The organism is Actinomadura rifamycini DSM 43936 (assembly GCF_000425065.1).
GTDB classification, from domain to species: domain Bacteria; phylum Actinomycetota; class Actinomycetes; order Streptosporangiales; family Streptosporangiaceae; genus Spirillospora; species Spirillospora rifamycini.
Window position 1 is genome coordinate 63,174 of record NZ_AULB01000035.1, and the last position, 21,308, is coordinate 84,481.

17 protein-coding genes are annotated in these 21,308 nt (G+C 75.7%); 9 read left to right on the forward strand and 8 right to left on the reverse strand.

The window, feature by feature from the left end; all coding sequences use genetic code 11:
* The first annotated feature begins 37 nt into the window (after nucleotides 1–37).
* The 4 genes from H505_RS0128875 to H505_RS0128890 are packed head-to-tail and all read left to right on the forward strand — an operon-like array spanning nucleotide 38 to nucleotide 6,697.
* Nucleotides 38–1,132: an ATP-binding protein gene (locus tag H505_RS0128875; protein WP_026404755.1), complete on the forward strand. Its 1,095-nt coding sequence runs from the start codon at nucleotides 38–40 to the stop codon at nucleotides 1,130–1,132.
* Nucleotides 1,132–3,528, forward strand: coding sequence for a DUF5682 family protein (locus H505_RS44980; RefSeq protein ID WP_064743727.1), 2,397 nt, complete (start codon nucleotides 1,132–1,134; stop codon nucleotides 3,526–3,528). Before H505_RS0128875 ends, H505_RS44980 begins: the two co-directional genes overlap by 1 nt.
* On the forward strand, nucleotides 3,525–4,703 hold the full coding sequence (locus tag H505_RS0128885) for a VWA domain-containing protein (protein ID WP_026404756.1): 1,179 nt from the start codon (nucleotides 3,525–3,527) through the stop codon (nucleotides 4,701–4,703). The genes H505_RS44980 and H505_RS0128885 overlap by 4 nt, the downstream gene beginning before the upstream one ends.
* On the forward strand, nucleotides 4,700–6,697 hold the full coding sequence (locus H505_RS0128890; protein WP_026404757.1) for a hypothetical protein: 1,998 nt from the start codon (nucleotides 4,700–4,702) through the stop codon (nucleotides 6,695–6,697). The genes H505_RS0128885 and H505_RS0128890 overlap by 4 nt, the downstream gene beginning before the upstream one ends.
* A 90-nt stretch (nucleotides 6,698–6,787) precedes the next feature.
* Here the strand turns inward: H505_RS0128890 and H505_RS0128895 are convergent, their stop codons facing one another.
* From H505_RS0128895 to H505_RS44990, 4 genes are all read right to left on the reverse strand, one after another.
* Complete coding sequence (locus H505_RS0128895; protein ID WP_026404758.1) at nucleotides 6,788–7,132, reverse strand: hypothetical protein; 345 nt, start codon at nucleotides 7,130–7,132, stop codon at nucleotides 6,788–6,790.
* A 216-nt stretch (nucleotides 7,133–7,348) separates the two neighbouring features.
* The gene (locus H505_RS0128900; RefSeq protein WP_026404759.1) at nucleotides 7,349–8,287 is read right to left on the reverse strand and encodes an MBL fold metallo-hydrolase; all 939 of its coding nucleotides are present in this window, start codon (nucleotides 8,285–8,287) and stop codon (nucleotides 7,349–7,351) included.
* A 163-nt stretch (nucleotides 8,288–8,450) separates the two neighbouring features.
* Nucleotides 8,451–9,380, reverse strand: a complete 930-nt coding sequence (locus H505_RS48160) for a DUF5954 family protein (protein ID WP_051301286.1) — start codon at nucleotides 9,378–9,380, stop codon at nucleotides 8,451–8,453.
* A gap of 117 nt (nucleotides 9,381–9,497) precedes the next feature.
* Nucleotides 9,498–10,580: a rod shape-determining protein gene (locus tag H505_RS44990; RefSeq protein WP_051301287.1), complete on the reverse strand. Its 1,083-nt coding sequence runs from the start codon at nucleotides 10,578–10,580 to the stop codon at nucleotides 9,498–9,500.
* Nucleotides 10,581–10,867: 287 nt separating this feature from the next.
* Between H505_RS44990 and H505_RS44995 the strand changes: the two genes are divergently transcribed.
* The 3 genes from H505_RS44995 to H505_RS0128925 are packed head-to-tail and all read left to right on the forward strand — an operon-like array spanning nucleotide 10,868 to nucleotide 14,631.
* A complete protein-coding gene (locus H505_RS44995) occupies nucleotides 10,868–11,824 on the forward strand; it encodes a PP2C family protein-serine/threonine phosphatase (protein WP_064743728.1) in 957 nt (318 codons plus the stop codon).
* Between the two features lie 46 nt (nucleotides 11,825–11,870).
* Nucleotides 11,871–13,682: an N-6 DNA methylase gene (locus H505_RS0128920; RefSeq protein ID WP_026404760.1), complete on the forward strand. Its 1,812-nt coding sequence runs from the start codon at nucleotides 11,871–11,873 to the stop codon at nucleotides 13,680–13,682.
* Between the two features lie 43 nt (nucleotides 13,683–13,725).
* On the forward strand, nucleotides 13,726–14,631 hold the full coding sequence (locus tag H505_RS0128925) for a serine/threonine-protein kinase (RefSeq protein ID WP_026404761.1): 906 nt from the start codon (nucleotides 13,726–13,728) through the stop codon (nucleotides 14,629–14,631).
* A 205-nt stretch (nucleotides 14,632–14,836) separates the two neighbouring features.
* Here the strand turns inward: H505_RS0128925 and H505_RS48165 are convergent, their stop codons facing one another.
* The 3 genes from H505_RS48165 to treS form a co-directional block, all read right to left on the reverse strand.
* A complete protein-coding gene (locus H505_RS48165; RefSeq protein WP_245592653.1) occupies nucleotides 14,837–15,847 on the reverse strand; it encodes a C40 family peptidase in 1,011 nt (336 codons plus the stop codon).
* 153 nt (nucleotides 15,848–16,000) lie between these two features.
* Nucleotides 16,001–17,437, reverse strand: coding sequence for a maltokinase N-terminal cap-like domain-containing protein (locus tag H505_RS0128935; RefSeq protein ID WP_245592654.1), 1,437 nt, complete (start codon nucleotides 17,435–17,437; stop codon nucleotides 16,001–16,003).
* The gene (gene treS / locus H505_RS45005; protein WP_084550946.1) at nucleotides 17,434–19,335 is read right to left on the reverse strand and encodes a maltose alpha-D-glucosyltransferase; all 1,902 of its coding nucleotides are present in this window, start codon (nucleotides 19,333–19,335) and stop codon (nucleotides 17,434–17,436) included. The genes H505_RS0128935 and treS overlap by 4 nt, the downstream gene beginning before the upstream one ends.
* A 597-nt stretch (nucleotides 19,336–19,932) precedes the next feature.
* Between treS and H505_RS0128945 the strand changes: the two genes are divergently transcribed.
* Nucleotides 19,933–20,232, forward strand: a complete 300-nt coding sequence (locus H505_RS0128945) for a hypothetical protein (RefSeq protein WP_148108616.1) — start codon at nucleotides 19,933–19,935, stop codon at nucleotides 20,230–20,232.
* Nucleotide 20,233: 1 nt separating this feature from the next.
* Entirely contained in the window at nucleotides 20,234–21,055 is an 822-nt protein-coding gene (locus H505_RS0128950; protein WP_026404764.1) for an STAS domain-containing protein, read from the forward strand.
* Nucleotides 21,056–21,093: 38 nt separating this feature from the next.
* On the opposite strand, the gene H505_RS50745 is transcribed toward H505_RS0128950, so the two are convergent.
* Nucleotides 21,094–21,308 (reverse strand): hypothetical protein (locus tag H505_RS50745; protein ID WP_026404765.1); only part of this gene is annotated, 215 nt, incomplete at its 5' end.

Sequence of the window (21,308 nt, forward strand, 5' to 3'; positions counted from 1 at the left end):
CCGGTCGGCCGCCCGATGAACCCCCCGGAAGAAGGACATGACTCAGGACACCCACGAGCTGCAGCGGCCGCCCGCCGAAGTCCGGTACGCCGCCGAGCTGGAGAAGCTCGCCCAGGACGACACGGGCCCGAAGCCCCCGGGATGGGCGCTGAGCCTGACGGCCGCGCGCCGGTTCATCGTCGGCGACGACGGGCTCGGCGTCACCCGCAAGTTCGTCGGCGACACCGCGCTGATCGACCGGGCGCTGGTGACGCTCGCGACCAGCCGCGGGCTGATGCTGGTCGGCGAGCCCGGCACCGCGAAGTCGCTGCTGTCGGAACTGATCGCGGCCGCGGTCAGCGGCACCTCCACGCTGACGATCCAGGGCGGCGCCGCCACCACCGAGGACCAGATCAAGTACTCGTGGAACTACGCGCTGCTCGTGTCGGAGGGGCCCTCCACCCGGTCGCTGGTGCCCGCGCCGCTGCTCACCGGGATGTCGGAGGGCCGGGTGGTGCGGTTCGAGGAGATCACCCGCTGCCCCCTCGAAGTGCAGGACTCCCTGCTGTCCCCGCTGTCGGACCGCGTCATGGCGATCCCCGAGCTGGCCGGCCCGGAGTCGATGGTGTTCGCCCGCGACGGCTTCAACGTCATCGCCACCGCCAACACCCGCGACCGCGGCGTCAACGAGATGAGCGCCGCGCTGAAGCGGCGGTTCAACTTCGAGACGGTGTTCCCCATCGCCGACTTCGCCGTCGAGCTCGACCTCGTCGAGGCGGAGGCGAGCCGGCTGCTGGAGCGCAGCGGCGTGCAGGCCCCGCCGCGCCGGGACGTCCTGGAGGTGCTGGTCACCGCGTTCCGCGAGCTGCGCGCGGGCGTCACCGAGGAGGGCCGGTCGCTGGACCGCCCGCAGGCGGTGATGAGCACGGCCGAGGCCGTGTCGGTCGCGCACGCCGTCGGCGTGCGGGGCTGGTTCCTGCGCGGGGAGCCGGGCGGCGCCGCCGACATCGTCGAGTGCCTCGCCGGGACCGCCGCCAAGGACAACCCCGACGACCTCGCCCGGCTGCGCCGCTACCTGGAGCAGCAGGCGCCCCGCCGCAAGGGCGAGCAGTGGAAGGCCCTGCACGGCGCCCGGCACCTGCTGCCCGGCTGATGGCGGTCACGTTCATCGGGGTCCGGCACCACAGCCCCGCCTGCGCCCGCCTCGTCCGCGAGACGATCGAGCGGCTCCGGCCCGCGCACGTCCTCGTCGAGGGGCCCGTCGACTTCACCGGACGGCTGGACGAGCTGCTGCTCGGCCACGAACCGCCCGTCGCGATCTTCAGCTACCACCGGGACGGCGAGCGGGTCGGCCGCTCCTGGACGCCGTTCTGCGGCTACTCGCCCGAGTGGATCGCGCTGCACGCGGGCCGCGCGGCGGGCGCCGCCGTCCGGTTCATCGACCTGCCCGCCTGGCACCCCGCCCTCGCCGACCGCGACAACCGGTACGCCGACGCCGAGAAGCGGTACGCCGAGGTGACCGGGCGGCTGCTGCGCGAGTTCGCCGTCGACAACACCGACGTCCTGTGGGACCACCTGTTCGAGATCGCCGATGCGGACGGGCTCGCCGAACGCCTCGACGCCTACTTCGACCTGCTGCGCGGCGAGGCCGACACCGGCGCCGACGACACGGCCCGCGAGGCGTACATGGCGCGGTGGATCCGCGCCGCCGAGGCCGACGCGGACGGCCGTCCCGTCGTCGTCGTGACCGGCGGGTTCCACACCCCCGCGCTGCGCGCCCTCGCCGCCGCGCCGGACCCGGACGGCGGCGCGGGCTGGCCGGAGGTCCCCGCGCCCACCGACGGGACCGAGGGCGGCAGCTTCCTCGTCCCGTACTCGTTCCGGCGGCTCGACGCGTTCACCGGCTACCAGTCCGGCATGCCGTCCCCCGAGTACTACGAGCGCCTCTGGGCGGACGGCCCGCACGGCGCGGCCGCCGCGCTCACCGAGTCCGTCGTGGCGCGGCTGCGGAAGCGGCGGCAGGCCGTCTCCACCGCCGACCTCATCGCCGCCCGCACCCTGACCGACGGGCTCACCCGGCTGCGCGGCCACCGCGCGCCCGCCCGCACCGACCTGCTGGACGGCCTGGTCGCCGCGCTCGTCGCCGACGACCTGGACCAGCGGCTCCCGTGGACGTCCCGCGGCCCGCTCGGGCCCGGCGCCCACCCGGCCGTCGTGGAGATGGTCGCGGCGCTCAGCGGCGACCGCGTCGGCCGGCTGCACACCGACACGCCCGCGCCGCCGCTCGTCCACCACGTCGCGGCGGAACTGGAGCGGCTCGGGCTCGACAAGGCCGGCCCGCTCACGGTCAAGCTCACGCAGCCGCGCGGGCTGGAGCGCAGCCGCGCCCTGCACCGGCTGCGCGTCCTGCGGATCCCCGGTTTCCAGCGCGAGTCCGGGCCCGACAGCGGCGCCGACCAGGTGCTGGAGGAACGCTGGCGGATCGACGCCGCCGACCCGCACGGCGAGCGGGAGGCCGCGCTGATCGAGGCGGGCGCGTACGGGCCGACGCTCGCGGACGCGGCCGCCGCCGTCCTGGACGGGCGCGGCGCCCGCGCCGGGACCGACGTGGAGGGCCTCGCGGGCGTGCTGTTCGACGCGGCGCTGTGCGGGTGCGCCGACCAGTCCGGCCGCGTCGCCGCGTCCCTCGCCGCCGGGATCGGCGCCGCGTCGGACGTGGCCGCGCTCGGCGCCGCCCTCGAGGTCGTCCTCGGGCTGTGGCGGCACGACCGGGTGCTCGGCACCGCCGGGAGCCCCATGTTCGGGTCCGTGATCACCGAGTGCACGGACCGGCTGCTGTGGCTGCTGGAGGGGATCCGCGGCGGCCCCGCCCCCGCCGACCTCGGCCGGCTGCGCGCCGCCGCCGCCCTCCGCGACGCGCTGCTGCACGCGTCCGCGCCGCCGTCCGCGGGCGGCCTCGGGCTGGACGCGGACGCGGCGCGCGGCGTCGCCCGGCGGCTCGCCGCCGCCCCGGACGTCCCGCCGGACCTGCGCGGCGCCGCGTTCGGCCTCGCCCGCGCCCTCGGCGACGCCGCCGACGCGGCCCGCGCCGTCCGCGGCGCCGCCGCCCCCGGCACGTTCGGCGACTGGCTCGCCGGGCTGTTCGCGCTCGCCCGCCAGGACGTCCTGGACACCGGCGGCGGCCTCCTCGGCGTGCTGGACGAACTCGTCGACGGGCTGACCGAGCACGAGTTCCTCGTCGCGCTGCCCGCGCTGCGGCAGGCGTTCGAGTTCTTCCCGCCCCGCGAGCGGGAGTCGATCGCGCACGGCCTGCTGGAGCACCGCGGCGTGCGGGGCTCCGCCCGCGCCCTGCTGCGGCCCGCCGCCGTCGACCCGCTGCTGGTCGCCGAGGCCCGCGAGCTGGAGGAGCGGGTGGGCCGCGCCCTCGCCGCCGCGGGCCTCGCGGACGCCCCCGAGGACGGCCCCACCGAGCAGGGCCCCACCGAGCAGGGCCGCACCGAGCAAGGCCGCACCGAGCAGGGCCGCACCGAGCAAGGATCGAAGGCATGACGACCCCCGACCTGGAACGCTGGCGGCTGATCCTGGGCGCGCCCGCCGACCCCGCCACCGGCTGCCCGACCGGCGAGGCCGCCGCCCGCGACGCCGCCCTCGACTGGCTGTACGGCCGCGACCCCGACCTCGCCCGCCGCGGCGTGCGCCGCGGCGGCGGGCGCGGCGCGGGCGGCGGAACGGGCGGCGGCGACGCCGACCGCACCGACGACCGCACCGGCGGCAGCGGGCCGTCGCAGCTCACCACCGTCGACTGGCTCGACGCGGTGCACCGGCTGTTCCCGAAGGAGACGATCGAGCGGATCGAGCGGGACGCCGTCGAACGCTACGAGATCCACGACGTCGTCACCGACCCGGCCGTCCTGGAGCGCATCGAGCCCGACCAGACGCTCCTCAAGGCCGTCCTGCGCACCAAGCACCTCATGAACGACGAGGTGCTGGCGCTCGCCCGCCGCATCGTCGAGCAGGTCGTGCGGCAGCTGATGGAGAAGCTCGCCACCGAGGTGCGGCAGGCGTTCCACGGCACCCGGACGCGGCGGCCCAGCCGCATCAAGCACTCCCGCAACTTCGACTTCCACCGCACGATCCGCGCGAACCTCGCCCACTACCGCCCGGACGAGCGGCGCCTCTACATCGAGGAGCCGAAGTTCCTGTCGCGCACCCGGCGGCACGTCGAACGGTGGCAGCTCATCCTGCTGGTCGACCAGTCCGGCTCGATGCTGGGCTCGGTCGTCCACTCGGCCGTCACCGCCGCGTGCCTGTGGGGGCTGCCGGGCCTGCAGACGCACCTGATCGCGTTCGACACCTCCGTCGTCGACCTCACCGACGACGTCACCGACCCCGTGGAGCTCCTCATGAAGGTGCAGCTCGGCGGCGGCACCGACATCGCCCGCGCGGTCGCCTACGGCGCCGGGCTGGTGGAGAACCCGCGCCGCACGATCGTCGCCGTCGTCTCCGACTTCTACGAGGGCGGCGACGCGAACCGGCTCGTCCGGGACGTGCGCAGGCTCGCCGAGCAGGGCACCCACGTGCTCGGCCTCGCCGCGCTCGACGAGGACGCCAACCCCGACTACGACCGGGACCTCGCCCGCCGCCTCGCGAACGCGGGCGCGCACATGGGCGCGATGACGCCCGGGGAGCTCGCCGAGTTCGTCGCGGAGAGGATCGGCCGATGACCGCCGCCGCGCCCACGCGGGCCGACCTGCTGTCGCTCACACCGGACGCGCTCGCCGCCCTCGCCAACCGGGGCCTCGTCAAGCGCGCCGCCAAGGACCTCGACGCCGGCAACGGGCCGGAGATCACCACCTCCGCCGACGGCGGCGTCGAGGGCGCGTTCCCCGACGGGACCCGCGCGTCCCTGCCCGCCGGCGCCGGGCTCGACGCCGCCACCTGCACCTGCGCGGCCACGGGCGCCTGCCGGCACCGCATCTGCCTCGTCCTCGCCTACCAGCGCGCCCACGCCGGGGACGGCGACGGCTCCGGCGACGCCCCCGCGCCCCCCGCCCCGGAGCTCCCCGCCGACTGGACGCCCGGCGCGTTCGACGACGACGCGCTCGTCCGCGTCCTCGGGCAGCGCGCCCTCACCGCCGCCCGCCGCACCCTCCGCTCCGGCTACTCCGCGACGGTCCGCCGCCCCACCCCGCAGGACCCGGTCGCGCAGGTCGAGCTGCCGAGCTGCACCGTCCGGTTCCTGGTGCCGGGCGAGCTCGGCTACGTGCACACCGACGCCGTCGCCGCCGTCCGCGGCCAGGCGACCGTCCTCGCCGTGTGGGCGTTCCGGGAGGCGGACGAGCGCGGCCTCACCGCCGCCGAGGCCCGCGTCGAGGTGGGCGGCACCCGCTCCGGCACCGCCGACTCCGTCCTCGACGCCGCCGTCGAGCTCGCCGACCAGGTCCTCATGGAGGGCGCGGTGCACGCCGGACCGGTCCTCGCGACCGGCCTGCACCGCACCGCCGCCGAGCTCGCCGCCCGCGACCTGCACTGGCCCGGGGCCGCCGCCGACGACCTCGCCGGGCAGCTCGCCGCCTACCACGAGCGCCGCGCCGACCACGACCCGGCCCGCTTCGCGGCGCTCCTCGCCGAGCTGCACGCCCGCCGGCGGGCGTCCCGCGCCGACGCCGCCGCCGTGCCGCGCTCCGCCGTCCTCGGCACCGACGAGGCCGCCGACACCCCGCTGCGCCGGGTGCGGCTGGCCGCGCTCGGCTGCCGGGTCGGCGGCTCCGACGGCACCCGCACCGCGGACGTCTTCCTCGCGCACGCCGCCACCGGCATCGTCCTGGTCCTCAAGCGCCGCTGGGACGTGCCCGACGGGGAGCGGCTCACGGGCGCCGACCTGGCCGGGCGCCGCATCCTCGGCGCGTCCCTGCGGGGCCTCGCCGCCGCGAACGTCGTGTCCGAGAGCGCCACCCGCAGCGCCGGCCGGGTCGTCCGCGTCGCCGCCGGGCGGATCGCGAAGACGACCGTCACGCCGCTCGGCGGAGCGTGGGACAGCCTGCCCGCCGGGCTGCGCGTCACCGAGCTGGAGGCGCTCCGGCGGAACCTGGAGGAGCTGCCGCCGCGGCTGGTGCGGCCCCGCGTCGAGGCGGAGTTCGTCCGGGTGCTGGAGATCGCCGAGGTCCGCGACATCGGCTACCACCCCGGCGCCCAGCGGCTCCAGGCGCGCGTCGCCGACGCGTCCGGCGGCACCGCCGTCGTGTCCGCCGAGTACAGCCCGCACCGCCCCGCCGCCCTGGACGCCCTCGCCGCCGCGCTCCCCGACACCGTCATGATCGCGGGGTCGGTCCGCCGCGACCGCGGCGGCCTCGTCGTCGACCCCTTCGCGGTGCGGACCGCCGACGGCGCCACGGTCGTCCCCGACCTGGAGCCCGGCGACGGCTCCGGCGAGCTCGACGCGCCCGTGCCGCGCCCGCCCGACCCGCTGGCCGCCGTGCTCGACGCCGCCCTCGAGGCCACCGCCGAGGCCGCCCACCGCGGCCTCGCGCACGCCCCGCCCACCTTCCGCGACCGCCTCGCCCGCCGGGCCGGCGACCTGCGCGGCGCCGGGCTGCGCGCCGCCGCCGACGCGCTCGACGGCTTCGCCGCCGCCCTCGGCGGCGACGACCGGGACGCCACCGCGCGGGCGTGGGCGACCGCCCATATCCGGCTCCTCGCCACCGCCGAACTGCGCTGAACGCGCCGCGTCGACGCAGTCCGGCGGTGGCGCCCTCCGCGCTCGGCGGGGGCCGCCGGCCTCAGTTCGCCGGGGCGGCCCCGCGCGGGGTCAGGACGCGCAGATCGCGTAGACGCTGATGCCGACGGTGGAGTGCGCGTTCTGGCGGCCGAGCCCGATCCAGCCGCGGCCGTCGTCGGTCGGGAAGGACCCGACCAGGATGGCGTCGTTGCCCTGCGCCTCGGCGCCGCCGCCGACCACCTGCTTGCCGCTCGGGCAGTACACCACGCGGCGCTGGAAGTTCGGGACGTTCGCGTTCGGCAGCTTCACGATCTGCCAGCCCGCCGGCGCCTGCGGCACTTGAGGGGACTGGGCGTGCGCGGCGCCGACCGTGGCCAGGCAGGTCGCGGTGACGACGCCCGCCAGCGCGAGCGTGGCGATCTTCTTCCCGGGCATGTCGTTCTCCTTCTCGTGGCGGCCTCCCGGAGAGGCCGTGCACGGAAAGCATCCGGTATGGCACGCACGGTGACTATAGCTATCGGTGGCGATCGGAATGCGAAGAGTGCCATCGTGTTGTCGTTGCACGGCGCCTTGTTCGGCGGCGCGCTTCACGCTAACGGCCGGTGCTCCGGCCGGGCGCCCACCCCGCCGGAACAGGTCACGCCGAGCAGGTCACGCCGAGCAGGTCAGGGGGCGTCCGCCGTTGTAGGCGACCATGTCGGTGAGGGCCGACACCGCGTCGATGTCGCCGCCCGGCTCCACTCCGTCGAGCTCCGCGTACGCCCGGTACAGGTTGCCGACGATCCGCTCCGGATCGGTCAGGTCCGCGTACGGGCCGAGGTCGGTCTCGCGGGCGGCCTCCAGCGGGGACAGCCCGGCGGGCTTGGCCTCGGCGGCGACGCCCTGCAGGAACCGCAGGTAGCCGAGGACGTCGCCGATCAGCTCGGGCCCCGCCACGGGGCCGTGCCCGGGGACGATCGTCGCGGCGTCCAGCGGCGCCACGACGGTCTCCAGCACCTCGGCCAGGCCCGCCACCGACCCCTGCAGGACGAACGGGGTGCCGCCGTTGAACAGCAGGTCGCCGCAGAACAGCACGCGGCGCTCGGGGATCCACACGATCGAGTCGTTCGTGGTGTGCGCGGCGGTTCCCACATGCCGCACCTCGCAGCGCAGGTCGTCCGCCCACAGCGTCACGCCGTCGGTGTAGGTGAGGAACGGCGGCTCCAGCTCGACGTCGCCCCAGTCGACCTTCGTCCAGAACGGCTCGTCGAACGGCTTGCCCCAGGCCAGCACGCCGTCGCGGGTCCGTTCGTGCCCGACGACGGTGGCGCCCGCGAACAGGTGGTTGCCGAAGGTGTGGTCGCCGTGGTGGTGGGTGTTCACGAGGGTCCGCACGGGGCGCGGCGTCACCGACGCGATCGCGTCCAGGTACGCGCGGGTGCGCCGCTCGGTCGAGCAGGCGTCCACGCTCGTCACGCCCCGCGAGCCGACGAGGAAGCCGGTGTTGTTGATCCACCAGGTGCCGTCCGGCTGGACGTACGCGAAGATCCCGTCGGAGACCTCCTCGAGCCGGGCCGCGCCGGGCCCCTCGCGGTGGGGTGCGTCGCTCATGTCGGACTCCCTGCTGACGGGCCGGGCCGGACGGTCGCGATCCGGCCGGGCGGCGCGGGCGGCTCGGCGCCGGCGAGCGGGCCATCAGCCGGCACGACGGCGCCTCCGAAGGCCCCGGAGTGTATCCGCCGGTCCGGCGCGCCGCGACCCGCCCCGCCCGGGGTCACTCGAAGGAGGTCTCGTCGGACGGGCGGGAGGGTTCGGGACCGTCCGGGCCGACGCGGATCATCCGGGCGACGCGGGCGATGCGGAAGCGGCGTCCGCACGCGACGAACTCGACGCCGCGGCCGTCGTCGACGCGGTCGGCGGCGCGCGCGTACTCGGCGAGCTCGCCGGGGCTCGGCGGCGGCGCCCCGGGCGGCGGGAAGCGCGGCAGGGTGCGGCGGAAGTAGTGCGCGAGCGCGCGGCGGGCGTCCTGCGGACCGGTGCCGCCGGTGATCGGGCGCCAGTGGTCGTCGCGGTCCTCGACCACGGCGAACAGCGGCGGCAGCAGCACGACGCCCGGGTAGGCGCGGACGGCCGCGAGCGCCTCGCGGCGCTCGTCGTCCGGGACGCTCCCCTCGTCCGGCACCAGGCCGAGCAGCTCGAGGCGGAGCGTGGCGTCGGACGGGCCGACGGGTGCGGCGGGGTCGAGCCGGAACCCGTCGATCGGGCCGCTCTCGACGTCGGTGGCGCGGACCGGCTCGGGGCCGTCGGCGCCGAGCCGGGCGAACGGCGGCACCCGGACGATCCGGTACCGGCGCCCGCCGACCGCGCACTCGGTGCGGACGGGGGCGCCGAGGTCCTCGGGGTCGAAGTCGTCGGCGAGGGCGCGCAGCTCCGCGCGGGCCGCCGGTTCGGCCTTCTCGGCGCGGTCGCGCAGGCGGATCGCCAGGTCGACGCGGGCCTCGTAGGGGTCCATGGAGTCGAGCGACAGGATGCGCCACACGCCGTCCGCCTGCTCGGCCGGCCCGAACTCGGGCGGGCCCGCGGCGATGAGTCTCGGGTAGGCGCGCATCCGCTCGGCGGCCTCCTGGTCGCGGACCGCCGCCACCGGGTCCAGGTCCCGGACGACGTTGATGAGGTCGTGGCCGGGCATCTCCTCGAAGGGCATGCGTCCATCGTGGCGCCGCGCGCGGCTCCGCGGGGCGGAAACGGCCACCCGGTCAGCCTCCGGATGACTCCGGCTCAGGACGCCGGTCAGGTCCCGGCCCCGCGGAGGGCGCGGCGTTCAGTACTCGGGCTGGTACTCGGGCATGTAGTCGGGGACGGTCGTGAGCACCTGCGGGCGCGGCTCGCTGTCCCGGGCGGACGGCTCCTCGCCGCCGGCCGAGCGGAGCACGGCGGCGGCGCCGAGGACGGCGGCGTCCCCGGTCTCGTCGCCGACCCGCGCGCCCAGCCCGACCCGTTCCCGGATCAGCCGGTCCAGGCCGGGCAGCCGGGCGCAGCCGCCGGTCAGGGTGACGCCGACGCTCAGCAGGTCGCCGGAGACCTCGGGCCCGCAGCCGGTCAGCCCGGCCCGGATCGCCTCGATGATGCGGGTGAGCGGCGCCTCGATCGCGCGCTGCACGTCGGCGGTGGTCAGCACGACCTGGCGGGGCAGGCCGCTGGAGACGTCCCGGCCGCTCACCACGGTCTGCCGGGCGGGCCGGCGGCCCAGCGGCGGCACCGCGCCGACCTCCAGCTTGGCCTGCTCGGCGGCGGCGGTAGACAGCGCCACGCCCTGCTCCCGGCGGACGAGCCGGATGATCGCCCGGTCCATCGCCGCGCCGCCGACGGCGGCGGTGTGCGAGGTGACCAGGCCGCCGAACGCGATGACGCCCACGTCGGTGAGGTCGGCGCCGATGTTGGCGACGACGGCGACCTCCGGGCGTCCGGCGGAGGTCATGCCCATGCCGATGGCCGCGGCGATGGGGGTGGGCACCAGCGTGAGCCGCCGCGCGCCCGCCTGGTAGGCGGCGAACTGCAGGGCCCGGTAGTGCACCGGGGTCATCCCGCTCGGCACGGTCGCGACCACGCGGGGCCGCGCCATGTAGTGCTTGCGGTGGTGGTGCCGCACGAGGCGGCGCATCAGCCATTCGGCTTCGTCGGTCTCCGTCGGCGCCCCTTCCCGGATGGGGCGCACGAGGGTGACGTCGGGGTTGCGGCCCGCCATCTCCCGCGCCGGGGTCCCCAGCGCCAGGATCCGGCCCGTCTGCCGCGAACGGGCGAGCAGCGACGGCTCCCGGCAGACCACGCCGTTCTTCTCGACGTGCATCCGCACGGTCGCGCTGCCCAGGTCGATAGCGGTGTCACGGCCCGCGAAGTCCCACATCCGCGTCCCCTCCCCATCTCCCTGTAGTCAGTCGCATGAGCTCCGTTGATGCCCCCGCCCTCTCCGGCGATGCCCAGCACGGGGTAAGCGAATGGCAAGGTCATGGCGCGTGCGGATCCGGCATGTCCGATTCGCCGACCGCCGCGCCGGTTTCGCGCGTCCCGCAGTTCCGGGGACGTCCCAAGAGATCGCCTTCCGGCGGTGTGCGCCGCCCCACGAGCTGCTGCAACGTCAGTGCGCATTCAAAAAGCTTGTGAAGTCTGTTCAAGCATGTTTTCCTAACACACATGGCTCACCATGTACTTCGGTTCGCGGTCCGCTCGGACCTCGGACGGCGGCGGACGGCGAACGAGGACGCGGCGGTCGCCGGGCCCCGGCTGCTGGCGGTCGCCGACGGGATGGGCGGGCATCCGCACGGCGACGTCGCGAGCCGCATCGCGATCGAGGCGGTCGCCGGCGTCCCGTCCGGTCCCGGCGACCCGGCCGACGGCCTCGCGGCGGCCGTCGCGTCCGCCGCCGCCCGCCTCGACGAGCTCGGCCGCCGCGACCCCGGGTACGCGCGGACGGGCACGACGCTCACCGCGCTGGCGTGGGACGGCGCGCGGTTCGCGGTCGCCCACATCGGCGACTCCCGCGCCTACCTGCTGCGCGGCGGCGACCTGTTCCAGCTCACCCGCGACCACACGATGGTGCAGACGCTGGTGGACGGCGGGCAGCTCACGCCCGAGGAGGCGGCGGACCATCCGCGCGGCTCCGTCCTGGTGCGGGCGCTGCAGAGCGGCACCGCGGCGGCGCCCGACCTGTTCCGGCACGACGCGCTCCCGGGCGACCGCTACCTGCTGTGCTCCGACGGGCTGTCCGGCCAGGTGCCGGCGGCCGCGATCCGCGACGTCCTCGCCGGGACGGACGAGCCCGCGCGGGCAGCCGACCGGCTCGTCGACCTCGCGAACCGCGCGGGCGGCCCCGACAACATCACGTGCGTCGTCGCGGACGTCGTCCCCGGCCCGGCCGACGGGACGCCCCCGGCCGTCGCCGGCGCGGCCGCCGCAACAGACCCCGCCGCGACGGACCCCGCCGCTCACACCGCCGCGACGGGCCCCACCGCGACAGGCCCCGGCGCCCCCGGCGGGACGGCCCCCGGCGGGACGGCCCCCGGCGGGACGGGCCCCGGCCCGACCCCCGGCGGGGCGGACGCCGGCGGCGGCGGGCCGCTCGCCCGGTTCGGCCGCCTCCGCCGGGCATGACGCGGGCCGGCCGGGCCCGCCGTGATGATCAAGTAAAGTGGGCCGGATGAGCGGGGACCCGGGCGTGACGGCGGGCGACATCGCCCGGCTCGCGGGCGTGGGACGCGCGACGGTGAGCAACTGGCGGCGCCGGCACGACGACTTCCCGCGGCCCGTCGGCGGGACCGCCACCAGCCCGCTGTTCTCCCTCGCCGACGTCGAGGGCTGGCTGCGCGCCAACGGCAAGCCGTTCGAGGTGTCGACGGGCGACCGGGTCTGGCAGCGGCTGCGGGCGTCCGGCGACGACTTCCGCCTCGCCGACCTCCTCGGCTGGGCGGGCCTGCGGCTGCTGGAGTCGCGCGGCGACCCGCCGCCCGCGCCGTGGCCGGACGCCGCCCCCGCCGACCCCGAGCTGGACGGGCTCCTGGACGGGCTCGCCGCCGAGCGCGGGCACCGCGCGGCGTTCGAGTTCCTCTGCGAGCAGTACGTGCGGGCGCACTCGCGGCGCCTCGTCGTCACCCGCGCCGACGTCGCGCGGCTGATGACGCGGCTGGTCCGCGCGGAGGACGGCACGCTCCTCGACCCGGCCTGCGGGCTCGGCACGCTGCCGCTCGCGGCCCCCGGCCCCCGCGCCGTCCTCGGCCAGGACGCCGACCCGGCCGCCGCGCGGATCGCCGCCGTCCGGCTCGCGCTCGCCGGGACGCCCGCCGAGGTCGCCGTCGCCGACTCGCTGCGCCGCGACGCCTTCCCGGCCGCGGCCGTCGACGCGGTGGTGTGCAACCCGCCGTACGGCGACCGCTCCTGGGGCCACGACGAGCTGACCGGCGACCCGCGCTGGGAGTACGGGCTGCCGCCCCGCGGCGAACCCGAACTCGCCTGGGCGCAGCACTGCCTGGCGCACCTGCGGCCGGGCGGGCTCGCCGCGGTGCTGCTGCCGTCCGCGGTGGCGGGCCGCCGCCCCGGCCGCCGCATCCGCGGCAACCTGCTGCGCGCCGGGGCGCTGCGCGCCGTGCTGACGCTGGCGCCCGGCGGCCCGGACCTGTGGCTGCTGCGGCGCCCCGAGCCGGGCGGCGCGCCGCCCGCGCGCATCCTGCTGCTGGACGCCGACGGCGACCTCGGGCGCGCCGAGCGCGCGTGGGAGCGGCACGTGCGGGACGGCGCGGACGACCACACGGTCGCCGTCGTGGACCTGCTCGACGACGAGGTCGACGTGAGCCCCGCGCGGCACCGTCCGGTGCGCAGCGGCCCCGCGTTCGGCCGCCGGTTCACCGATGCGCTCGACCGGCTCACCGCGGCCGCGCCCGCCCCGCCGGACGTCGAGCTGCTGGAGGAGCGCCGCCCGCCGCCCGTCACGACGATCGCCGAGCTGGCGAAGGCGGGCGTCGTGGACGTCCGGCACGCCCCCGCCCGGCTGCCCGCCGGCGGCGACGTGCCCGTGCTCACCGCCGGCGACCTGTCCGCCGGGACGGCGCCGTCCGGCGGCGCCGCCGACGGCCCCGGCCTCACGCTGCTGGAACCCGGCGACGTCGTCGCGACCGCCGCCGGGCCGGCGCGCGTCGTCACCGCCGAAGCCGCCGGCGCGGCGCTCGGGCCGTACCTCACCCTGTACCGGCCGGACCCCGAGCGGCTCGACCCGCACTTCCTGGCCGGCTTCCTCACCTTCGCCCACCTGCGCACCGGGACCGGGTCGAGCCGCATGGACCTGCGTCGCGCGCGGCTGCCCCGGCTGCCCCTCGACGGCCAGCGCGACTACGGGCGCGCGTTCCAGGACCTCGTCCGGCTCACGGAGACATTGCGGGAGATGTCCTCATTGGGGGAGGCGCTGGTTCGGCTAAGCTTCGACGGGCTCGTGGACGGCCACCTGCGCCCCCGACGCTGACGGTGTCCCGGCACCGACGCGCGGCCGACGCCCTGGGAGGACCATGCTCATCGCCGACAGGTATGAGCTCGACGAGCTCCCTCTCGGCCGCGGCGGGATGGGCGCCGTCTACGCCGGCCACGACACCCGGCTCGACCGCCGCGTGGCGGTGAAGTTCCTCGAACTGCCCGGCGGCTCGGACGGCGAGCCGGAGCGCCGCTTCGTCCGCGAGGCGCGCATCCTCGCCCGGCTCGAGCACGCCGGCGCCCCGACGCTCTACGACTTCGGCACCTTCGACCAGCGGCTCTACCAGGTGATGCAGTTCATCGACGGGGTCACGGTCGCCGACCTGATCGCCGAGCACGGGCCCGTCCCGGTGCCGTGGGCGGCCGCAATCATCGCGCAGGCCGCCGCCGTCCTGACCGCCGCGCACGCGCTGTCGATCCGGCACCGCGACCTCAAGCCGACGAACCTGATGCTGTGCCCGGACGGCGGCGTGAAGGTCCTGGACTTCGGGCTCGCCGTCCTCGGGGAGGCCGACGTCGCCCACTTCACCCGGCACGGCCAGCTCCTCGGGACGCCCGCGTACATGGCGCCCGAGCAGATCGAGCAGGGCGTCGCCGGGCCGCGGAGCGACCTGTACGCGCTGGGCTGCGTGCTGCACGAGATGCTCACCGGACGGCAGCTGTTCGCCGGGCCCACCGCGTACGCGGTGTTCGACAAGCACGTCCGCGAACGCCCGCCGGACGTCGCGGGCGTGCCGGCCGCGCTGAACGCCGTCGTCCAGGACCTGCTGGAGAAGAAGCCCGAGAACCGGCCCGCCGACGCCCCGGCGCTGTACGAGCGGGTTCGGCCGTTCGCGGGCGCGCTCCCGATGCTCCCCGGATTCCTCGAGCCCGCGTCGACCCCCAGCCCGGGACGCATGTACGCGCGGATCGTCGGCCGGGTCCTCGCCGACGCCTCCGGCTGACCCGCCCGGCGGTGCGGTCGGGCCCGTGCGGGGCGACGGGGTCGGGCCGGTGCGTGCGGCCGGCCCCGTCGCCGAACCCCGGGGCCGCTCCGGCCGCCCCGGGTGCGGGCGCGGCGGCGCGGGCCGGGCGGATGGTCGGCCCGCGCTCGGACGGAGCGCGGCGTGGTCGTCCGTGGCGGCGCCGCGCGGCGGCGGCGCGGGCCGTCTAGTGCGGACGGTGTCCCGGTGCGGTCATCGGTGCGGCCGACTGCGCGACGGCGGCCCAGTAGTCGAATCCGGCCGGCCGCGTCGGCCAGTGGTAGGTCCCGGCGGCCTTCGCGGCCATCTTGCCGGAGTGGTGCTCGGACGGCGGGTTCTTCGCCGGAGCGTGGTTCGGCTTTCCTGGCCGCGCGGGCGGTTCCGCGTGCTGCGCGTCGCCGGCGGGCGAGCCGATCGGGGGTTTGGCGGGGGGTGGGGATGCGTGCTGGGCGAAGTGCGGATCGGCGGGGGTCCGCGTCTTATCGGGCGGCGCCCCGGCGGGCTTCTCGCTCATCCGGTCGATCTTCTCGGCGAGTTCCTTGATCTCCACCGGGAATTCGCGCTTTTCCGGTGCGCCGGGTCTCACCGCTCCGGCGAACTGTTTCTTCCGCCGCTTGGTGAGTTTGTTGATCCGCACCCGTTCGCCGGAGTTCGGGGCATGTAGATATCGGTCATCTCCGACGTACATCCCGACGTGCCCGCGATTTCGGAAGAAAACGAGGTCGCCGGGTTTCAGATTCTTCAGCTTCACCTTGCGGTCGATCTTGCGGTACTGCGCGTAGGTGACCCGCGGGATCCGGACGCCGGCCTCCCGCCAGGCGGCCATCACCAGGCCGGAGCAGTCGTAGGCGCTCGGGCCCTCGGCGCCCCACCGGTACGGCTTGCCGATCTGCTTCTTGGCGAACCGCACCGCCTTCCGCGCCTTGTCTTCCTGCCGCTCCACCTTCGTCCGGTACGCGTCGTAGTCCTTGACCTTCTTGGTGGTGGCCGCGTCCAGGTTGAGGCTCTCCAGCGCGGAGCGGTTCAGCTCCGCCCGCGCGAGGCCGCCGAAGGGGAGCGCGAGCGCCAGCCCGGCGGCGGTCATGGTGAGGGCGGCCCGGCCGCCCTGTTTTCGAAGGGCCGGACCGCTCTTGCGCGGACGGCCGGAACATGATCGGTCCCGGCCGGTTCCCCGGTCGGCGCTGCGTGCGATGGGCATTCGGTTCTCCGTTTCCGTTCGCCGCCGGTCCGGACGACCGGCTGATCTTGCCTGCGACGGTTCGGGTACCCGCTGATCGGGCGCGAATTGGGCGAGCAAGCCGATTTTGCGTGATCATGGCGGCTCATTAGCGGGCATGATCGGTGTCTTTGATCAAACGGTCAGATGGGCGAGCGAGCCGAGCGGAACCGGCAGCCACGCGGGACGGTGCCGCGCCTCGTAGCGCACCTCGTACACCGCCTTCTCGAACTCGAAGGCGCGCAGCAGCGCCGCGTGCGCCGCCGGGTCCGGGCCGCCGCCGGCCGCGTACCCGCGGCAGAACGCGGCCCGGTTGCGCGCCGCCCACGCCTGCGCGCGCGTCTGCAGCCGCGGGCCGGACTCCGGCGGCACGGTCCCGGGCTTGGCGATGAGGAACCGCGCCGCGTACTCGAACGACCGCAGCATCCCCGCGACGTCCCGCAGCGGGTGCGCGAGGGCGCGGCGCTCGTCCTGGGAGCGGGCCGGCTCGCCCTCGAAGTCGAGCAGCGTCCAGCCCGACTCGGTGCGCAGCACCTGCCCCAGGTGGTAGTCGCCGTGGACGCGCTGGACGGACAGCGGGTCGGCCAGCGCGGCCAGCTCCACGAACGCGGCGGTCAGCGCCTTCGCGTGCGGCGCCAGCTCGGGGACGGTGCGGCACGTGGCGGTCAGCTCCCCGTTCATCCGCGCCGCCATCGCCCGGACGTCGCGCGCGGCGACCGTCTCCACCCCGAACGCGTCCGCCAGCGCCCCGTGCACCTCGGCCGTCGCCGCGCCGAGCCGCTGCGCCTCCGCCGCGAAGTCGCCCCCGGCGGCGCTCGCGTCCAGCTCCGCCCACTCGTCCTCGCCGGGCGCGGGCGTGTGCGCGTACCAGTCGCGGACGCTCGCGATCGCGAGGCTCCACCCGTCCGCGCCGGTGTGCAGGTAGTCCGACAGCAGCCCGAGCGTCACCGGCTCCGCGCCGCCGCCGCGTCCGGGGGCCAGCTCGAACCAGCCGAGGACGGCCGGGACGTGCGCGCAGCCGTCGCGGGTCAGCGCGAGGTTGACCTCCAGGTCGAGGTTCACGCCGCGGCTGAGCCGCCGGAACAGCTTGCAGATGTGGGCGTCGCCGAACAGCAGCGACGTGTTGCTCTGCTCGCCGGTGATGGGCAGGCTCGCCAGGTCGGTGCGGATGCGGGCGCCGGGCACGCGGTGGAACCGCAGCGGCCCCACCGTCGCCCCGTCCGCGAGGTCGGCCAGCAGCGTCCGGGTCAGGTCGGGGTCGAACGCGGCGTCGTACAGCCGCGCCTTCGGCTCGTCCCGCCCGTCCGCGGCCACCTCGATCTCGGCGTGCCGCAGCCGCCCGGGCAGGTCCCGCCGGACGCCCAGCAGGACCTGGTACCGGTCGGTGGCTCCGTCCTGGGTGACGTCGAGGACGAGGTGGTGCAGGCCGGGGTCGCCCGGCCGCAGCTCGGTGGCGGAGCCGATCGACAGCCCGTCGATGCGGCGGCCGTCCTTGCCGCCGAACCACCGCTGCCGGGGCAGCCACCGCGCGATGCTGCGGACGAGGACCGCGTCGGACGGCAGCACGGTCACCGGGCACGCTCCGCGTCCGCGTTCTCCGGCGGGTTGAGCTGGAACCAGTAGAAGCCGTGGCCGGGCAGCGTCAGCAGGTAGGGCAGTTCGCCGATCGCGGGGAACTGCACGCCGCCCATGCACTCGACGGGGGAGTAGCCCTCGAACCGCCGCATGTCGAGCTCGACCGGCTGCGGGAAGCGCGACAGGTTGCTGACGCAGAGGATCGTGTCCATCCCGCCCCAGGGGCTCTCGTCCTCGGTGATCTCCCGGGTGAAGGCGAGCACGGACGGGTTCGACGCGGACAGCTCGACGTACGAGCCGACGCCGAACACCGGGTGCCGCTGCCGGATCTCGATCATCCGGCGCGTCCAGTGCAGCAGCGACCCGGGGTTGTCGGCCTGCGCCTCGACGTTGACGGCCTGGTAGCCGTAGATCGGATCCATGATCACCGGCAGGTAGAGCTGCGCGGGATCGCACTGGGAGAACCCGCCGTTCCGGTCGGACGTCCACTGCATCGGGGTGCGGACGGCGTCGCGGTCGCCGAGCCAGATGTTGTCGCCCATGCCGATCTCGTCGCCGTAGTACAGGACGGGCGAGCCGGGCAGCGACAGCAGGAGCGCGGTGAACAGTTCGAGCTGGTCGCGGTCGTTGTCGAGGAGCGGGGCGAGCCGGCGGCGGATGCCGATGTTGGCTTTCATGCGCGGGTCTTTGGCGTATTCGGCGTACATGTAGTCGCGCTCTTCGTCGGTGACCATCTCGAGCGTCAGCTCGTCGTGGTTGCGCAGGAAGATGCCCCACTGGCAGTTCTCGGGGATTTTCGGGGTCTGCGCCATGATCTCCGAAATCGGATACCGCTGCTCCCGCCGGACGGCCATGAAGATGCGCGGCATGACGGGAAAGTGGAACGCCATATGGCACTCGTCGCCCCCGGTGACGGGGTCGCCGAAGTACTCGACGACGTCCGCGGGCCACTGGTTGGCCTCGGCGAGCAGGACCCGGTCGGGGTAGAGCCGGTCGACCTCGGCCCGGACGCGCTTGAGATACGCGTGCGTCTCGGGAAGGTTCTCGCAGTTGGTGCCCTCGCGGGCGTAGAGGTAGGGGACGGCGTCGAGGCGGAAGCCGTCGATGCCGAGGTCGAGCCAGAAGCGGAGGTTCTCCAGCATCGCGTCCTGGACGTCCGGGTTGTCGTAGTTCAGGTCGGGCTGGTGCGAGAAGAACCGGTGCCAGTAGTACTGGCCGCGCACCGGGTCGTAGGTCCAGTTCGACTGCTCGGTGTCGACGAAGATGATGCGGGCGTCCGGGTACTTCTCGTCGTCGTCGTTCCACACGTAGAAGTCGCCGAACGGGCCGTCCGGGTCCGTGCGGGACGCCTGGAACCACGGGTGCTGGTCGGACGTGTGGTTCATGACCAGGTCGGCGACCACCCGGATCCCGCGCGCGTGCGCCTCCTCTACGAGCTCCACGAAGTCCCCCAGCTCACCGAAGTCCGGCAGGATCTTCGTGTACTCGGCGATGTCGTAACCGCCGTCCTTGAGGGGCGACTGGTAGATGGGCAGCAGCCACAGGCAGTCGATGCCGAGCCACTGCAGGTGGTCGAGCTTGGAGATGAGGCCGCGCAGGTCGCCGTAGCCGTCGTTGTCGCTGTCGGCGAACCCCCGCACCGACACCTCGTAGAACACCGCGGTCTTGAACCAGTGCGGGACGCGGGGCGCGTCCTCGTCGAACGTGTCGGGGACGGGACCGGTGGAGGGGCCGGTGAGCGGCCCGGGCCCCGCCCCCGCGGCGGCGCCGCCGGCCGGGTCCGGTGCGGAGCCCGACGCGGGGGCCGGGTCGTCCGGGCGCGTCCGGTCCGGCGGCTCGGGAGCGTCGCTCCGCCCGGACGCGCCGCCGCTGCTGATCTGTGGCCGAACGTGCATGACCCACCCCGCTGTGTTGGAGATACCTAGATCAGCAATGCCCGCGCGCCGCTCGGGCGACGTTCCCGGACGGCAACCATCCGTAAAAATCTGCGTACGCATCGTGACCGTCCCCCGTGTTTCGGGGCCGTGCCGCACGGCGTGCCGGGAGGACCGCAGCGTCCCCGGCCGGTAGATCCGCGGCGCGGCCGATCTACGGGCCGCCCGCGCGGCCGGGGCGCTCCGGGACGCCCGCGCCCGGTCCGGGGCGGGCGCGCGGAAAAAGGCGGCAAAAAGGCGGTGCGGAACGGCCGTGACACTGGCGCGGACGGCCCGGAATGCTTGCCGCGCGACGGTTGTGTCATGTCCGGGTTTTTAGGTTCGTGGCTTTTTCTGGCGCATGCCGGGGGTAGGTCATTTCCAAGCTCAGCACATGCCGCGCGGCAGCTGACGACAGTTCGGGCGGAAACAAATGTTTCGTCCAAAGCGATCGGAGGGACAGTGGAGCGCTGGGAGAAGTCGCCATCGGTCGTACCGACGCGCGATGACGTCGTACCGACGCGCGACGACCTCGTGACCCGGCTGCGCGCCCGATTCGCCGGTATTCCGGCGGAACGCGTGCGCCGTTGCGTGGACGACCTGTGGTGCTGCTGCACGCACATCGGGGTGCGGCCCGAGGAACGGACCATCGAGCGCCTCGCGGCGTCCCGGCTCACGGGCGTCGAGCGGGGCGCGCGCCCGCCGCACCCGGACGGGAAGCGGGGGTACGGGTCGCCCGTGTCCGAAGCTCCCGGGAAACGGCCGCCGGGCGTGGCCGCGACACCGCCCGCGCCGCCGCTGCCGCCGCGCACGCGCACCGACCTGACCGCTCCGCCCGCCCCGGCCCGCGCGGCCGCGCGAACCCCGATCGGGATGTGACATGAAGGACACGATCGTGCCGGGCCTGCGCACCGAGACCCGGCGAGGCTTCACCGTGCTGAGCCTCCCCGCGCAGATCAGCTGGCAGAACTACGCGGGGATCCGGGAGGGCGTGAGCCGCGCCCTGTCCCTCGCCGCGCGGCCTCCGGCCGCCGGGTCCCGGACGGCCGAGCGCGGCGCCGGAGTCGTCGTCGACTTCGGCGACGCCGTGCTCCTCGACGCCGCCGGACTGGTCCTGCTGGCCCGGGCCGAGACCCGGGCGCGGCTGCTCGGCTGCCAGCTGCGCGCCGTGGTCCCCGACGCGTCCGCACCGGTGCGGCGCGCGCTCGACGCCACCGGGCTGGGGCGCCTCGTCCCGGTCTTCCCCGACGTCGCGTCGGCCACGGCCGCGCCGCCGCCCGGCCGCCGCACCGGACCCGCCGACACCGCGGACGTCCTCGACGCCATCCGCGCGCTGCACCCGGCCGACGCCGCGCTGACCCCGGCGCCGTCCGCGCCGTCCGAGCTGACCATCACCACGGCCGCCGCGCCGGACGGCGACCACACGGTCGTCCACCTGTCCGGCGTGCTCGACCAGCTCACCGTCCCGCGCCTCGGGGAGACGCTGACCTCGCTCGTCGAGGGCGACCTGCGGCACCTCATCGTGCGGATGAGCGCACGGCTCGGGCTGCGCTGCGACCCGCTGCCGATCCTGCTCGGCATCCGCTGGCGGGTCGCCGCCGAAGGCGGCTGCCTGGCGCTCCTGGAGCAGCCGGCCAAGCTCCGCGAGATCATCGACCGCGAGGGCCTCGGCTCCGTGTTCACCGCCTGCCGCGCCGCCTAGCGGAACGGCGGCGGCCGGACGAACGGGCCGGCGGGAGCTCAGCTCCCGCCGGCCCGCGCCGTTGCGGCCCCGAACACGGGGCGCGACGCCCGCACGGCCGTGCCGTCCGCGCCGAGCATGCTGCCGTCGGACCGGACGCCGCTCCCGTCGCCGTCCCGCCGCAGCGTGAGGATGTGGGCGGGGCGGGTGCGGGGGTCGAGGTGGACGTAGTTGGTTTTGGTCCAGGTGTAGGTGGTGCCGTCGAGTTCGTCGG